The following is a 14615-nucleotide window of genomic DNA, read 5'->3' as shown; positions in this document are numbered from 1 at the left end:
TTGTCATCCTGACGAAGGAAGGATCGCATTAGGAGTTCGACAAAGATGTTCGACAAAGATTGTGGAATTACTTAGCGGGGTTTCGCGTGTGATCCTTCCTCCGTCAGGATGACAAGATTGTGGTTACTTTGCAAATGACAAAAAGACCAATAAAAAAGGCTTTCTGATTTTTAGAAAGCCTTTTTTATGTTCATTATAATTCGTGAAAATCCGTGAATTCGTGTTTTAATTCAAACTAAAATTATAAATAATCTTACCGATTTGTTTTGCAGGAGCATTACTGTCAGCATCCCATTTAGTATTCATAGCAGCAATTTTTGCCTGATCCAATAAACAGCTTGCTGTATTGGTTGTTCCTTTTATTCCTGCTCTTGCACTTATTGTTTTTCCGTTTTGGTCGACTGTAACTTCCACGACAACTTTTCCTTCTTCGTTACACGTATATTTTGGTGCAGGTTTCGATAATGCTTTTCGGTTACCTAACGAGTATCCTGATCCACCGCCAGAACCTCCGCCGCTTCCGGCTCCGTAACCGCTTCCGGTACCAATGCCATTTCCGGTTCCGTTTCCTCCTCCGGTTCCGCCACCAGAACCTCCGGTTCCGTAATAGCCGTTAGATCCTAAACTTCCGTTTGCTTTTCCTTTATTTCCGGCTGCTTTATCATCGCCGTCTCCGCCTTTGTTCGATCCTTTTAAAATGCTTGATAAAGCATCGTTTGTAGAATTCGAAACTTTTGGTTTTTGAGGTACAGGCTTTGTTTCCGGTTTTTCAACGGGAGCAGGTTTTTTAGGTTTTTCCTTTACGGGAATAACGACGTCATTATCATCATCTGCTGTGTTTTCCTGGGTAATAATCGCTTCATCGGGCGTTGCTTTTGCACGCGTCGCTTTTGATTCGTTTTTAACGTTTAAAACTTCACTTTTATAATTCGCCCCAGATCCTACATCGCTATCTCCAAAATTTACAGTCACGCCACCGCCGCCACCGCCTTCTGCAAGTGCTGCGTTGTTTTCCGGATTGTATGGAGGCCAAAAGCGTATAAAAAACAGCAATAGTATTATTACCGCATATATCGCCGTGGTGAATAATAATGATTTCTTTTTATCTGAAGAATCCGTGGAACTCATTTTGATTCTGAATTTTGTAATGTATTTAATAAAAACGTTTAAAAGTAGTAAAAATTGTTTAGAATATGCGAGAGAATTTAACCGCAAAGTTCGCAAGGTTTTACGCAAGGAACGTCATTTATTTCTCGCAAAGACGCAAATCCGCAAAGTTTTTCTTTTTAAGTTTTCTTTGCGACTCTACGCCTTTGCGCGATTAAAACAAACAACTTTGCGAACTTAGCTTGAGAATCAACTCAATTAAACTTCGCGAACTTTGCGAAAAAACTTTGCGAACTCTGCGGTAAAATCGTTTGCAAAAAAAAACGAGCCAAAATTTTAGCTCGTTTAGAAATATAAAGTATAAAAAAAATTATACTAATTGTTTCAATGCAATCTCAAAAGCCGTTGCACTAATATTTGTTTTTGATGAATTTAAAGCGTGAGCTTTTACAATCGCATTTTTAATAATATCCGAAGTATCATTGAAGATCGCCTCATCTGTCATTTGAACTTTTTTCTCCATGAAATAAGCAAAAACACGCGCCATTCCGCAGTTTGAAATAAAATCCGGAATCAAGCTTACTTTACGGTCCACTTCTTCCATGATCGATCCGAAGAAAATTTCCTTATCTGCAAAAGGAACATTAGCACCACAGGAAATAACTTCTAATCCATTGGCGATTAAACTATCAATTTGCGTTTGTTGAACCAATCTCGAAGCAGCGCAAGGTGTGAAAATTTCAGCACCAATGGTCCATATTTTTGAGTTGATTTCTTCAAACGGAATCATATTGTCGGCAACTAATTTGTTTCCGTCTTTGTTTAAAAACAACGTTCTGATTTCTTCAAAAGAAAAACCTTCTTCTTTAATTAAACCTCCGTCACGATCAATAATTCCGATCACTTTTGCGCCCATTTCGGCTAAATAAAAAGCCGCTGCAGAACCTACGTTTCCGAATCCTTGTACGATTGCTTTTTTGCCTTTTATGTCTCCGCCGTAAGTCGCATAAAAATGACGAACAGCTTCAGCAACACCGTAACCGGTAATCATATCGGCAACAGTATATTTACGAGTTACATCCGGTGAGAATTTAGGGTTTTCGATTACCTTAATTACTCCTTGACGTAATTGACCAATTCTATTGATTTTATCGGCTTCAGTTGGTTTAAAATGTCCATTGAAAACACCTTCCTGCGGATGCCAAACACCACATTCTTCTGTCATCGGGATCACTTCGTGAATTTCATCCACGTTCAAATCTCCACCAGTTCCGTAATAACTTTTTAATAAAGGCGAAACCGCTTTGTACCAACGTTGTAAAACACCTTTTTTACGAGGATCGTTCGGGTCAAAATTAATTCCGGATTTAGCACCGCCAATTGCTGGACCTGAAACCGAGAATTTTACTTCCATAGTTTTGGCCAGTGATAAAACTTCGTTCATATCCAAGCCTTTTCTCATTCTTGTTCCACCACCCGCGGCTCCTCCACGAAGTGAATTAATTACTGTCCAACCTTCAGCTTCAGTTTCAGAGTCTTTCCAGTTAAAAACAATTTCAGGTTCTTTATTTTCAAATTGCTGTAATAAATCTTTCATTTTGTTAAGATATGTTTATTTTGCGTAAAAGTATAAAATAGAATAATGCGAATAATGTATTTTGAAGCAATTTTATTCAACAAAATAAAAAAGCCGAAAACGTAATAGTTTTCGGCTTTGAAATTTATATAATTCAGATAATTAAATTATTGCCCTAATAAATGTTTTTTTAAGGTATCATCAACCGGTTTGTCAGATAACCAGATTCCGAATAATGCTTTTTTGAAATCAAATCCAGGAATTTTTCCTTTTAAAACATCATTTTTAATTACGTTGATCGTTTGATCAAAAGGATTGTATGCCAGAATAAATACATCTTTTTCTGTGATAACATCACTTAATAATTTTTTAAAATCTTCGATTCTTGGTTTTAGTTCATCAAAATTACTTCCGGCCGATTTTTCAAAACCTGCATTCATCGCTTTGGTTAATTTGTTTGAAGAAACCATTGATGAGGTAATTTCAATTCGAATCGCCATTTCAGTATCGCTGTCAATAATGAATTTTGGATCCTGGCTTAATTGAGATAAATACAAAGCCTGAACATAAACTTCTAACCACATTTTAGATCTTCCGCCCGCGCCATTAAGCTGTAAAGTTTTGTTTTGAAATTCAATTTTTCTGGGTACAGTAACGCCGTTTACCTCAAGGTGAGTTTGTGCGGAAACTGTTGAAAACTGAAGGCTTAAAATGAATGCAAATAATAGTAAAATCTTTTTCATACTCGATCGATAGTTTATTTTTTTTAGGCAAAATTAATGTTAATTTTCCGATATTTTAACATATTAAAATTATTTTTTTTGATGTAGTGTATTCATAATCAAATTAGTAAGACTTGTTTTACGTACATATACGTGTTTTTGAAGCTTTTGGTTTTTGTGAGATTGATATTATTTAAACGTGTAGAATTTACGTTTTTTATCCATAACTTAATTCTCAAATTTTGAAGAAAATGTTGCAAATTTGACGTTATAGAGACTAAAATTCAACATAATTACGAAAACGTTATCGTGATTCTTGCTAATATCTTAAAATTATATGCACGCATTGTTAATTCGACTTTAAAAATTATCTTTGAAAGCCTTTATTCAGGTGAAGAAAGAGCAATTCAAAAACACAAAAAACCACTAGCTGAACTACTATTTTTAATTTGGTTTAGCAAAAACAAAAAATAAACGACACTATGGATTTCAATCTTACCGAAGAACATTTAATGATTCAACAAGCTGCGAGAGATTTTGCACAAAACGAATTGTTGCCGGGAGTTATCGAACGCGATGAAAAACAAATTTTTCCAACAGAACAAGTAAAAAAAATGGGACAACTCGGGTTCATGGGAATGATGGTTGATCCTAAATACGGCGGAAGCGGTTTAGACACCATTTCGTACGTGATTGCAATGGAAGAAATTTCAAAAGTTGATGCTTCGGCTTCTGTAGTAATGTCTGTTAATAATTCATTAGTTTGCTGGGGGTTACAAGAATTTGGAACCGAAGAGCAAAAACAAAAATATTTACCGGGATTAGCTTCTGGCGAAATTCACGGCGCTTTCTGTTTAAGCGAGCCGGAAGCGGGTAGTGATGCCACTTCGCAAAAAACAACTGCTATTGACATGGGCGACCATTATGTGGTAAACGGAACAAAAAACTGGATTACGAACGGAAATACAGCATCTGTTTATTTGGTAATTGCACAAACACACGCTGAGAAAAAACATAAAGGAATCAATGCGTTGATTATGACCAAAGATATGCCTGGTTTTTCTGTTGGTCCAAAAGAACAAAAAATGGGAATTCGTGGTTCGGATACACACTCTTTAATGTTTAATGATGTAAAAGTTCCAAAAGAAAACAGAATTGGCGAAGATGGTTTCGGATTTAAATTTGCAATGAAAACCCTTGCGGGTGGACGTATCGGAATTGCTTCTCAGGCTTTGGGAATTGCTTCGGGAGCTTACGAACTGGCATTGAAATATTCGAAAGAAAGAAAAGCTTTTGGAACTGAAATCTGCAATCATCAGGCAATTGCTTTTAAATTGGCAGACATGGCTGTAAATATTGAAGCGGCGCGTCATTTATGTATGAAAGCGGCCTGGGATAAAGACCAGCACAAAAATTACGATGTAAGTGGAGCAATGGCAAAATTATTTGCTTCGCAGGTGGCAATGGATACAGCTGTTGAAGCTGTGCAGATTCACGGTGGAAACGGCTACGTAAAAGAATATCATGTAGAGCGTTTTATGCGTGATGCAAAAATCACTCAGATTTACGAAGGAACTTCAGAAATTCAAAAAATTGTAATTTCAAGATCGGTAATTGCAGGATAATTTTCCTTACAAAAATAAAATTTAAACCCTTTCAGGCTTTTGGCTTCGAAAGGGTTTTTTGTTTGCTTCCTAAATTTGTTACATTTACAGAAAGCAAATTTATATGTACGAAGATTTAAAATATTGGTATTTGCGTGATCATAAATTGTTTAGAACATTGAGTTTTTCTCAAATAAAGCAATTGTGTATTATTACAGGTTTTAAAAAAGCATCAAAAGGCGAGATTATTTATTTCTCTTCTTCGGATGTTCCGCGTATATTTTTACTTAAAAAAGGCAATATTAAAATTGTTGCTATTGATGAAGATGGCAACGAAACCATAAAAGATATTATCCAGAAAGGAGATTTATTTGGTGAATTGACTCTGGAAACCGATGATAAAGTCGAAGAATATGCCAAAGTACTTTCTGATGATGTGGCTATTTGTAGTTTTTTAATGTCAGATTTTGAAGATTTATTGCTTCGAAATCCCTCATTGGCACTTTCATATACCAAATTTGTTGGTTTGAAAATGAAACGCATCAAAAACAGTTATTCTAATTTAATTTCTAAAGATGCCAAAACCAGAATGTACCAATTTCTAAAAGACTGGGCCGAAAAAGAAGGCGTGAGAAAAGGAAATATGGTGGCCATCGAAAATTATTTGACCCAAACAGATATCGCGCAAATTATTTGTACTTCAAGGCAAACCGCCACTCAGTTATTAAATGAAATGGAAAATAATAACCTTTTGCATTATAGCAGGAGTGAGATTGTGATACAGGATATTACCAAGTTATAATTATTTTAGGCTAAGTGTAAATTAGCCGACATTTTGTTTTTTGAGACCAAAGTAGTTTTACATCATCAATAATGATAAATGTAAAAACTATGAAAAAACTAATTTTTATGCTTTTGGCAACGTTAAGTTTCGTTGCTAATGCGCAAGACGCAATTCCTAAAACTGCGACAGATATTGCTCCGCTATTAATAGGAGAAAAAATTCCGGATCTTACTTTAAAATCATCTGAAAATAAGGATGCAAAACTTTCTGATTTATTTAAAAATAAAAAAACAGTTTTGGTTTTTTACCGTGGCGGCTGGTGCCCGTATTGTAATATGCATCTTGCCGCTTTGGCTGATGCCGAAAAAAAAATCCTGGATTTAGGTTATCAAATTATAGCGATAAGTCCGGATACTCCTGAAAATTTAAAAATTACGGCAGAAAAAGATAAGGTAAAATACACATTGCTTTCTGACTCAAAAGGCGATTTAATAAAAGCAATGGGAATTATTTTTGAAGCTCCTGAAAACTATAAAGAAGTAATTAACGTACATTCTAATGGGATGAATACGAGTTTTTTACCGGTTCCTTCTGTTTTTGTGGTAAATACGGATAGTGCTATTTTGTTCGAATATATTTCGCCGGATTTTAAACACCGAATCTCATCTGAATTGTTGATTTCGGTATTAAAAAACTTAAAATAAATAAGATGAAAAAGTTATTAGTATTCGTATCACTATTTATTTCTGTTGTTTCATTTTCGCAAAACGATTCAAAGCGTGTCGCTCAATATAATGTAGAAAATAAAGTGGCGATCCAGGGTTATGATCCTGTTGCTTATTTTAATCAGGCGAAAGCAATAAAAGGAAAAAAAGAAATTTCGGCATTGTATCAAGGCGTGATTTATAAATTTTCATCTAACGAAAATAAGGATGCTTTTTTAAAAAATCCTTCCAAATACGAACCTCAATATGGTGGATGGTGCGCGTATGCGATGGGAAGTTCAGGTGGAAAAGTTGAAATAAATCCCGAGACTTTTAAAATTATTGATGGAAAACTTTATCTATTTTACAATGAATATTTTAATAACACATTGAAAAGCTGGAATAAAGACGAAGCTAATTTAAAGTCGAAAGCAGATACAAACTGGAAGAAATTTTATAAAGGATAGAAATCATGAAAAGAAAAAAAATAATCTGGTTTTTAAGAATAGTGGCTTCTTCTATTTTATTGCAGACACTATTTTTTAAATTCAGCGGTGCTGAAGAAAGTGTTTATATTTTTTCGAAACTAGGAATGGAACCTTACGGCAGAATTGGTTCCGGAATTGTAGAATTGATTGCTGCTACTTTAATATTAATTCCGAAAACAACCTGGATGGGCGCTTTATTAGCGTGCGGAATTATGACGGGTGCTATTCTTTCGCATTTATTTATTTTGGGAATAGCAGTTGAAAACGACGGAGGATTACTCTTTGTATTGGCATTGATCGTGTTATTGAGTTGCATAGAATTAATTAATCTGAGTAGAAATAATTTTTTTAACCCTTTAAAAACAAAATAATTATGTTGATAAAATCGATACATCGCAGTTTAGATGAGCTAATTAATTTGTTAGGTCAGCTATCAGATCATGATTATTCAAAGCCATGTGAAGCTTTAAGTAATTCAAGTATTGGAGAACACACCAGACATATTCTTGAGATGTTTCAATGTTTGGATAAAAGCTATGAATCAGGAGTTTTAAATTATGATCAAAGAGAAAGAAATATACAAATTCAAACCGAAACAGATTATGCAAAACAATGCATTTTTGAAATAAAAAGAGGTTTGAAAAGCGAAAATAAAATACTTTATCTGGAGCATTTTATTGATGGACTAAACATGCGAATTCAGACCAATTATTATAGAGAATTATTATACAATCTGGAACACTGCATTCATCATCAGGCTTTGATAAAAGTGGCAGTTTTGCAATATAAAAACGTTATGGTAAACGAAAATTTTGGAGTAGCACGCTCTACAATAGAATATAGGAAACAATGTGTACAGTAAGTTTTGTAAATAATAATGGCGTTGTAATAATTACTTCGAACCGTGACGAACAACTTATTCGGCCAAGCGCAATCGCACCAAGAAACTATAATCAAAACGGAAAAAATGTTATATATCCCAAAGATCCAAAAGCGGGCGGAACCTGGTTTGCTGTTGATGCAGATAAAACAGTTTTAGTGCTTTTAAATGGTGGTTTGGTAAAACATGAAGCGGCTTTCTCCTATAGAAAAAGCCGCGGATTGATTGCTTTGGATATTATATACAGCGATTCTCCTAAGGATTTTTGGTCTGAGATTGATCTCGAAAATATCGAGCCATTTACATTGGTTTTGTATCAGGAAGAAAAATTATATGAACTTATCTGGGACGGTTTCGGAAAAAGAATGACAAGGCTAGACGAAAATAAAAATCATATTTGGTCGTCGGTTACTTTATATCCAGGCGAAATAAGGAAAAAACGCTCGGATTGGTTCACGCAGTTTTTAAAAGATAAAAGTGAAATTTCGCCACAGGATATGTTCCGTTTTCATCGAAATACACAAGATGACGATACCGAAAATGGTTTAGTAATAAACAGACAGGATATTTTAAAAACATTGAGTATTACACAAGTCACAATAGAACAAAACAAAGGTATTATGAGACATTATGATTTGATTAATGCAGAGGATTTTTCAACAACATTTATTAGTATTTAATAAAGTAATCATGAAGCTATTTTTTCATAAAATCACCAATTGGGAATACTGGCCATTTCAGGTTTTGTATATTCCTATTTATTTTCTTTGGGCTTATTATGCCATCAAAGCAAGATCTATCTTTTTCTTTAATGCTTCAAATCCGAAAATTAAGAATGGAGGATTTATGATGGAAAGCAAAAAACAGATTTACGATTTACTGCCCAGAAAATATTATCCTAAAACGATATTGATTAAGGAAAATACAGATTTGAAATATATAGTAGATACAGTTGTCGAAAAAGGAATCTATTTTCCATTGATTGCAAAACCGGATATTGGTCAGCGAGGCTCAGGTGTAAAAAAATTAAAAACAGTTTCTGAATTAAAAGAGTATGCAGAAAAAGCAAATTTCGACTTTTTATTGCAGGATTTGATTCCGTTTAAAAACGAAGTTGGTGTTTTTTATGTACGTCATCCACATCAAAAAAATGGAAAAATTACGGGAATCGTTTCAAAAGAATTTTTGATTGTAAAAGGTGACGGCGTTTCATCAATTGAAGATTTAATAAATAAAACACCACGGTTTAAGTTTCAGTTTGAAACTTTAAAAGAACAATACGGAGATCAATTGAAACGCGTTTTAAGAAAAGATGAAAGCATAAACTTAGTTCCGTTTGGTAATCATGCGCGAGGCGCTAAATTTTTGGATGGAAGCGATTTAATTACACCAAAACTAACCGCGATGATTGATCATATTGCAACTCAAATTCCGGAGTTTTACTTCGGGCGTTTTGATATCATGTACAACACTTTTGAAGAATTAGAAAGAGGAGAAAACTTTTTAATTGTCGAACTTAACGGCGCCGCGAGCGAACCAACACATATTTATGATCCTAAACATTCCGTTTGGTTTGCCTGGAAAGAACTCGCCAGACATATTACGTATATGTACGAAATAAGCGTTGTGAATCATAAAATGGGTGTTCCGTATTTAGATTATAAAGTAGGGATGCGGGAATACAAACTGCATCTTGTCCAGAATAATAAGATTATGAATATTTAAAAATGAAAAGATTAAAAAATATCTGCGTTGGTTTCCTGGTGAGTTTCATCGGTTCAATTCCGCTTGGATATTTAAATCTCGCAGGATTAGAAATTTATTCAAGATCAGGACTTCATAATTTAGTTTTATTTTTATTCGGAGTTATTTTTGTTGAAACATTTGTGATTTATTTTACGCTGCTTTTTGCCAGACAATTGGTTAACAATAAAAGATTAATGAAAATTATTGATTTTTTTGCTGTTGTATTCATGTTTGTTCTGGCTTACTTATTTTATTCAAATTCCAATCAAACGACATCTGCAAATAGTCATATAAATCAATTTTTAAGGTATTCACCATTTGTAATTGGCCTTATTTTAAATTGTATCAATTTTTTGCAAGTGCCATTCTGGACGAGTTGGAATCTATATTTAATTAATGGAAAATATATTGCAACCGAAAAACAGCTAAAATATTATTATATTGCAGGAACTTTAATTGGTGTCTTTTTAGGAATGTTGAGTTTGATCGTAACATTGCAAACCTTTTTTCAAAAAACAAACCCATTTTCAAAGTATATAATGCCTGTTTTTATTCCGTTGTTTTTCATTCTATTGGGAAGTATTCAGGTATTTAAAGTGTATAAAAAATATTTTAAATCATCTGCTTTAGGGATTTAGGTTCTAAAGCTAAAACTCTTCATCCATGAAAAAACTATATTTTCTTCTTCCGTTTGTTTTGTTGGCATGTAAATCGAATACTACAGTAGGCGATAAATCGTCAAAAGAAACATCAAAACCAATTGAAATAACATACAAGGTTCAGGAAACTGAGGTTTCGGATTTCTTAAAATATCTTTCTTCAGATGAATTAGAAGGCCGCGAAACCGGAACAAGAGGAATAGAAAAAGCAGCAGTATTTTTAGAAGATTTCTTAAAAACAAATAATGTAAAACCCTATTTTAAAACCTATCGCGATACACTTACCAATTTTAAATTGCCGGCTTTTAATATCGTTGGAGTTATTGAAGGAACAGATCCCGTGCTAAAAAAAGAGTTTGTGGTTTTAAGCGCACACTACGATCATATTGGTTTAGAGAAAAAGAAACAAGATGATGTTATCAATAATGGAGCAAACGATGACGCTTCGGGCGTAACGGCTGTGGCTCAAATGGCAAAATATTTTACAGAAACAAAATCGAATAAACGAAGTATTTTGGTTGTGTTTTTTGCCGGAGAAGAAAAAGGACTTTTGGGTTCTAAAAGTTTAGTTCAAAAACTAAAATCACAGGATTTTAATTTATATGCACAATTGAATATCGAAATGATTGGTGTACCGATGAAACGAGATTATTTGGCATACATTACGGGTTTTGATAAGTCAAACATGGCAGAAAAAATAAACCAGTATACGGGAAAAAATACAATTGGTTTTTTACCAAAAGAAGCAGAGTATAAATTGTTTTACAGATCGGACAATTTCTCTTTTTATGAAGCATTCAAAAAACCATGTCAATCGATAAGCACTTTTGATTTTGAAAATTTCGAATTCTATCATCATGTTTCAGATGAATTTAAAGTAATGGATATTCCGCATATGACCGCTTTTATTCAGGAATTTTTACCAGCCGTAACGAAAATGGCAGATACTCCAACAGAGGAAATTACAATGAAATAATAATAACTCTTTTTGTTGGATTGCTTATTTTTGCCACATGAAAAATATTATTGTTACCGGAACGAGTAGAGGAATTGGTTATGAATTGGCTTTGCAGTTTGCTAATGCAGGCCATCAGGTTTTGGCTATTTCGAGAAATACACCTCAGGCACTTTTACAACATCAAAATATAACTTGCCTTTCAGTTGATTTGGCAAACGAATCAGCATTGCAGATTGTGGATGATTTTCTTTCTTCAACATGGAAAAAAGTGGATGCCGTTGTGCATAACGCAGGAGCGTTGTTATTAAAACCTTTCGCAGAAACTACCCAGGCAGATTTTGAAAGTATTTACAAAGTGAATGTTTTTGGAGTTGCCAATCTTACGAGAATCTGTTTGCCGTATCTTCAAAGCGGAAGCCACGTTGTAACTATAAGTTCAATTGGCGGAGTTAGGGGAAGTCTTAAATTTGCCGGATTGGCAGCTTACAGTTCAAGCAAAGGAGCCGTAATTACTTTAACAGAATTATTAGCCGAAGAATACAAAGAAAAAGGAATTTCGTTTAATGTCTTGGCTTTAGGTTCTGTTCAGACAGAAATGCTAAATGAAGCTTTCCCGGGATATCAGGCGCCAATTTCTGCCGAAGGAATGGCCACTTATATTTATGATTTTACTTTAAACGGAAATAAATATTTTAATGGGAAAGTGTTGGAAGTTTCTTCTACCAATCCTTAATTAATTATGAGTTATAAGTTATGAATTATGAGTGAGAGTATTGTGAAGGTTAAGAGTTTTGAATTAGCTATTAGAGGAGTTAATTTTTACAAATGGTTAGTCGCTGAGAAGAAAGAGTTTGTGATGAGTAAACAATTTTTACGTTCAGTTACTTCTGTTGGTGCAAATGTTAGAGAAGCTGTAAATGCACAAAGTAAAGCTGATTTTATTCATAAATTATCAATTTCCCAGAAAGAATGTGATGAATCAATGTATTGGCTGGAAATATTAATTGGAACAAATTATATTTCTCAAATAGAATTTGAGTCAATGCATAATCAATGTAGTGAAGTTTTGAAAATCATAAAAAGTATTATTATTACATCAAAGAAAAATAACAAATTAGTAAATTCATAACTCATACTTCATAACTCATAATTATTTTGAACGAAACCTTAGCTAAATATTTACCGGAACATGCTGTAAAGCCTGCATTTGAGTTGATTGTTGCCAATCAGGTTCATCTCAAAATTGTCAATGAGCGTCAAACGCGTCATGGCGATTACAGACGTGGACATACCGGTAAGCATGAAATTACGGTAAACGCAAGTTTAAATAAATATCGTTTTTTGATGACGTTGATTCATGAAATTGCACATCTGGTTGCTTTTGAAAAGTTTGGACGAAATATAAAACCGCACGGGGATGAATGGAAATTTACTTTTCAAAGATTAATGGTTCCGTTTATTCGTCCGGAAATTTTCCCGGGACAATTATTACCGTTGTTAGCGAGGCATTTTAAGAATCCTACGGCAAGTAGTGATACCGATACTACTTTGTCTTTGGCTTTAAAGCAATATGACAAGGAAAACGATAAAAACTATGTTTTTGAGATTCCATACGGAAGTGTTTTCAGAATAAAAAACGGAAAGATATTCAAGAAACTTGCCGTGAGAACAAAACGTTTTGAATGCATCGAAATAAGCTCAGGAAGGACCTATCTTTTTAATCCAAATGCTGAAGTTGAACTGATCAACATTCAGTAGAAATTCCAATAAAAAAAATCCAAATTCCAAAACTAAGCAAGTTTGGAATTTGGATTTTTTTATTGGAATTTCCTGTATATATTGGAATTTGAAAAAGCTTACCCTTCTCTCAAATACGCTTCTCTTACTTTTTTAAACAGGTTTGAAGAATAAACAAACTTCACAATATCTTTATTATCAGTTCTAAAGATTTCTTCTTTGGTTCCCTGCCAGGCTTTTAAACCTTTTTTAAGGAATACGATGTTTTCACCAATTTCCATAACCGAGTTCATATCGTGCGTATTAATTACGGTGGTGATATTATATTCTTTAGTGATTTCCTGAATCAGATTATCAATCAAAGTAGAAGTATTTGGATCTAAACCAGAGTTTGGTTCATCACAAAACAAATATTTCGGATTGTTTACAATCGCGCGTGCAATAGCTACACGTTTTTGCATACCTCCTGAAATCTCTGAAGGTAATTTTCTGTGCGCATCGACAAGATTTACTCTTTCCAAAACAAAATCAACACGCTCTTTGATTTTCGCTTTATTATCGTTGGTGAACATTTTTAGAGGAAAAGCTACATTTTCTTCAACAGTCATCGAATCAAATAAGGCACTTCCCTGAAAAACCATTCCAATTTCCGTTCTTAATTCTCTTTTTTCATCCGGATCTAAATCAGCATAAACTCGTCCGTCAAATTCAATAGTTCCGGAATCAGGAATATGAATTCCTAATAAACTTTTTAATAAAACAGTTTTTCCAGATCCACTTTGTCCAATAATTAAGTTGGTTTTTCCAGTTTCAAAAACTGTCGAAACCCCTTTTAGAACTTTGCTATCTCCAAATGATTTTTCTAAATTTTTTACTTCTATCATGATCCCAGTAACAATTGTGTTAGTATATAATTAAAAAGAATGATTGAAACTGATGTCCAAACAAACGATACTGTACTTGCTTTCCCAACCTCTAAAGCTCCACCTTTCATATAATAACCATGAAATGATGGAATTGTTGCCAATAACATAGCAAAAATCAAGGTTTTGATAAAAGCATAAACAATATGAAACGGAATAAATTCCATTTGTGCACCATCAATAAAAGCGGCACTGGTTGTAAAACCACCGTAAACTCCGGCAAGCCATCCACCAAAAATCCCTAAAAACATACTGATTCCAATAACAAAAGGATATAATAGTAAGGCAATAATTTTAGGAAAAACAAGGTAGTTTAATGAGTTTACACCCATAACTTCTAAGGCATCGATTTGCTCTGTAACACGCATTGTACCAATACTTGACGTAATGAAAGATCCCATTTTTCCGGCCATAATAACCGAAATAAAAGTAGGGGCAAACTCTAGAATTACAGATTGACGAGTAGCAAAACCAATTAAATATTTTGGAATTAAAGGATTAGTTAAGTTTAAAGCTGTTTGTATGGCAACAACTCCTCCAACGAAGAAAGAAATAAAACAAACAATTCCGAGTGAGTCAATAATTAAATCATCTATTTCCTTGAAAATTAAGTTTCTCATTACAGGCCATTTGGTCTGTTTATTGAAAATTTCTTTCAGCATTAAAAAATATCTTCCTATCTGAGATAAGTAACGAATTAGCATCATAAGTTTTACAAATATTGGCT

The 14615-nt window shown here is 33.8% G+C and carries 18 protein-coding genes; 13 read left to right on the top strand and 5 right to left on the bottom strand.

Annotated features, from left to right (window positions below; translation table 11 throughout):
* Nucleotides 1-225: 225 nt before the first annotated feature.
* The 3 genes from SD960_RS04780 to SD960_RS04770 form a co-directional block, all read right to left on the bottom strand.
* The gene (locus SD960_RS04780; protein WP_318801208.1) at nt 226-1128 is read right to left on the bottom strand and encodes an energy transducer TonB; all 903 of its coding nucleotides are present in this window, start codon (nt 1126-1128) and stop codon (nt 226-228) included.
* 349 nt (nt 1129-1477) lie between these two features.
* Nucleotides 1478-2704 (bottom strand): Glu/Leu/Phe/Val dehydrogenase dimerization domain-containing protein, encoded by a 1227-nt coding sequence (locus tag SD960_RS04775; RefSeq protein ID WP_318801207.1) that lies wholly within the window; start codon nt 2702-2704, stop codon nt 1478-1480.
* 146 nt (nt 2705-2850) lie between these two features.
* On the bottom strand, nt 2851-3426 hold the full coding sequence (locus tag SD960_RS04770) for a chalcone isomerase family protein (protein WP_318801206.1): 576 nt from the start codon (nt 3424-3426) through the stop codon (nt 2851-2853).
* Between the two features lie 461 nt (nt 3427-3887).
* On the opposite strand from SD960_RS04770, the gene SD960_RS04765 reads away from it, so the two are divergent.
* The 13 genes from SD960_RS04765 (at nt 3888) to SD960_RS04705 (ending at nt 12986) form a co-directional block, all read left to right on the top strand.
* The gene (locus SD960_RS04765) at nt 3888-5030 is read left to right on the top strand and encodes an acyl-CoA dehydrogenase (protein WP_318801205.1); all 1143 of its coding nucleotides are present in this window, start codon (nt 3888-3890) and stop codon (nt 5028-5030) included.
* A gap of 103 nt (nt 5031-5133) precedes the next feature.
* The gene (locus tag SD960_RS04760) at nt 5134-5811 is read left to right on the top strand and encodes a Crp/Fnr family transcriptional regulator (protein ID WP_318801204.1); all 678 of its coding nucleotides are present in this window, start codon (nt 5134-5136) and stop codon (nt 5809-5811) included.
* An 89-nt stretch (nt 5812-5900) separates the two neighbouring features.
* On the top strand, nt 5901-6497 hold the full coding sequence (locus tag SD960_RS04755) for a peroxiredoxin-like family protein (protein WP_318801203.1): 597 nt from the start codon (nt 5901-5903) through the stop codon (nt 6495-6497).
* Nucleotides 6498-6502: 5 nt separating this feature from the next.
* On the top strand, nt 6503-6964 hold the full coding sequence (locus tag SD960_RS04750; RefSeq protein WP_318801202.1) for a YHS domain-containing (seleno)protein: 462 nt from the start codon (nt 6503-6505) through the stop codon (nt 6962-6964).
* 5 nt (nt 6965-6969) lie between these two features.
* Entirely contained in the window at nt 6970-7356 is a 387-nt protein-coding gene (locus tag SD960_RS04745; RefSeq protein WP_318801201.1) for a DoxX family protein, read from the top strand.
* Nucleotides 7357-7358: 2 nt separating this feature from the next.
* Nucleotides 7359-7847, top strand: a complete 489-nt coding sequence (locus tag SD960_RS04740; RefSeq protein ID WP_318801200.1) for a DinB family protein — start codon at nt 7359-7361, stop codon at nt 7845-7847.
* A complete protein-coding gene (locus SD960_RS04735) occupies nt 7835-8545 on the top strand; it encodes an NRDE family protein (protein ID WP_318801199.1) in 711 nt (236 codons plus the stop codon). Before SD960_RS04740 ends, SD960_RS04735 begins: the two co-directional genes overlap by 13 nt.
* Before the next feature lie 10 nt (nt 8546-8555).
* Nucleotides 8556-9590 (top strand): D-alanine--D-alanine ligase, encoded by a 1035-nt coding sequence (locus tag SD960_RS04730; RefSeq protein WP_318801198.1) that lies wholly within the window; start codon nt 8556-8558, stop codon nt 9588-9590.
* Nucleotides 9591-9592: 2 nt separating this feature from the next.
* The gene (locus SD960_RS04725) at nt 9593-10249 is read left to right on the top strand and encodes a hypothetical protein (RefSeq protein WP_318801197.1); all 657 of its coding nucleotides are present in this window, start codon (nt 9593-9595) and stop codon (nt 10247-10249) included.
* A 25-nt stretch (nt 10250-10274) separates the two neighbouring features.
* Nucleotides 10275-11246 (top strand): M20/M25/M40 family metallo-hydrolase, encoded by a 972-nt coding sequence (locus SD960_RS04720; RefSeq protein WP_318801196.1) that lies wholly within the window; start codon nt 10275-10277, stop codon nt 11244-11246.
* Between the two features lie 37 nt (nt 11247-11283).
* The gene (locus SD960_RS04715) at nt 11284-11961 is read left to right on the top strand and encodes an SDR family NAD(P)-dependent oxidoreductase (protein ID WP_318801195.1); all 678 of its coding nucleotides are present in this window, start codon (nt 11284-11286) and stop codon (nt 11959-11961) included.
* Nucleotides 11962-11988: 27 nt separating this feature from the next.
* A complete protein-coding gene (locus tag SD960_RS04710) occupies nt 11989-12357 on the top strand; it encodes a four helix bundle protein (protein WP_318801194.1) in 369 nt (122 codons plus the stop codon).
* Nucleotides 12358-12383: 26 nt separating this feature from the next.
* A complete protein-coding gene (locus SD960_RS04705; protein WP_318801193.1) occupies nt 12384-12986 on the top strand; it encodes a SprT-like domain-containing protein in 603 nt (200 codons plus the stop codon).
* 98 nt (nt 12987-13084) lie between these two features.
* Here SD960_RS04705 and SD960_RS04700 read toward each other — a convergent pair whose 3' ends face one another.
* On the bottom strand, nt 13085-13849 hold the full coding sequence (locus SD960_RS04700; RefSeq protein ID WP_318801192.1) for an ABC transporter ATP-binding protein: 765 nt from the start codon (nt 13847-13849) through the stop codon (nt 13085-13087).
* Entirely contained in the window at nt 13846-14595 is a 750-nt protein-coding gene (locus SD960_RS04695) for an ABC transporter permease (protein ID WP_318801191.1), read from the bottom strand. Before SD960_RS04695 ends, SD960_RS04700 begins: the two co-directional genes overlap by 4 nt.
* Nucleotides 14596-14615: the final 20 nt, after the last annotated feature.

It is taken from the genome of Flavobacterium sp. MMLR14_040 (genome assembly GCF_033657265.1).
Taxonomy (GTDB): Bacteria; Bacteroidota; Bacteroidia; order Flavobacteriales; family Flavobacteriaceae; genus Flavobacterium.
This window is presented reverse-complemented; position numbering and strand designations above follow the sequence as displayed.

Coding starts and splice junctions, on each gene's coding strand:
- SD960_RS04780 (WP_318801208.1), bottom strand. CDS start 1,128: ATGAGTTCCACGGATTCTTCAGATAAAAAGAAATCATTATTATTCACC.
- SD960_RS04775 (WP_318801207.1), bottom strand. CDS start 2,704: ATGAAAGATTTATTACAGCAATTTGAAAATAAAGAACCTGAAATTGTT.
- SD960_RS04770 (WP_318801206.1), bottom strand. CDS start 3,426: ATGAAAAAGATTTTACTATTATTTGCATTCATTTTAAGCCTTCAGTTT.
- SD960_RS04765 (WP_318801205.1), top strand. CDS start 3,888: ATGGATTTCAATCTTACCGAAGAACATTTAATGATTCAACAAGCTGCG.
- SD960_RS04760 (WP_318801204.1), top strand. CDS start 5,134: ATGTACGAAGATTTAAAATATTGGTATTTGCGTGATCATAAATTGTTT.
- SD960_RS04755 (WP_318801203.1), top strand. CDS start 5,901: ATGAAAAAACTAATTTTTATGCTTTTGGCAACGTTAAGTTTCGTTGCT.
- SD960_RS04750 (WP_318801202.1), top strand. CDS start 6,503: ATGAAAAAGTTATTAGTATTCGTATCACTATTTATTTCTGTTGTTTCA.
- SD960_RS04745 (WP_318801201.1), top strand. CDS start 6,970: ATGAAAAGAAAAAAAATAATCTGGTTTTTAAGAATAGTGGCTTCTTCT.
- SD960_RS04740 (WP_318801200.1), top strand. CDS start 7,359: ATGTTGATAAAATCGATACATCGCAGTTTAGATGAGCTAATTAATTTG.
- SD960_RS04735 (WP_318801199.1), top strand. CDS start 7,835: ATGTGTACAGTAAGTTTTGTAAATAATAATGGCGTTGTAATAATTACT.
- SD960_RS04730 (WP_318801198.1), top strand. CDS start 8,556: ATGAAGCTATTTTTTCATAAAATCACCAATTGGGAATACTGGCCATTT.
- SD960_RS04725 (WP_318801197.1), top strand. CDS start 9,593: ATGAAAAGATTAAAAAATATCTGCGTTGGTTTCCTGGTGAGTTTCATC.
- SD960_RS04720 (WP_318801196.1), top strand. CDS start 10,275: ATGAAAAAACTATATTTTCTTCTTCCGTTTGTTTTGTTGGCATGTAAA.
- SD960_RS04715 (WP_318801195.1), top strand. CDS start 11,284: ATGAAAAATATTATTGTTACCGGAACGAGTAGAGGAATTGGTTATGAA.
- SD960_RS04710 (WP_318801194.1), top strand. CDS start 11,989: ATGAGTGAGAGTATTGTGAAGGTTAAGAGTTTTGAATTAGCTATTAGA.
- SD960_RS04700 (WP_318801192.1), bottom strand. CDS start 13,849: ATGATAGAAGTAAAAAATTTAGAAAAATCATTTGGAGATAGCAAAGTT.
- SD960_RS04695 (WP_318801191.1), bottom strand. CDS start 14,595: ATGATGCTAATTCGTTACTTATCTCAGATAGGAAGATATTTTTTAATG.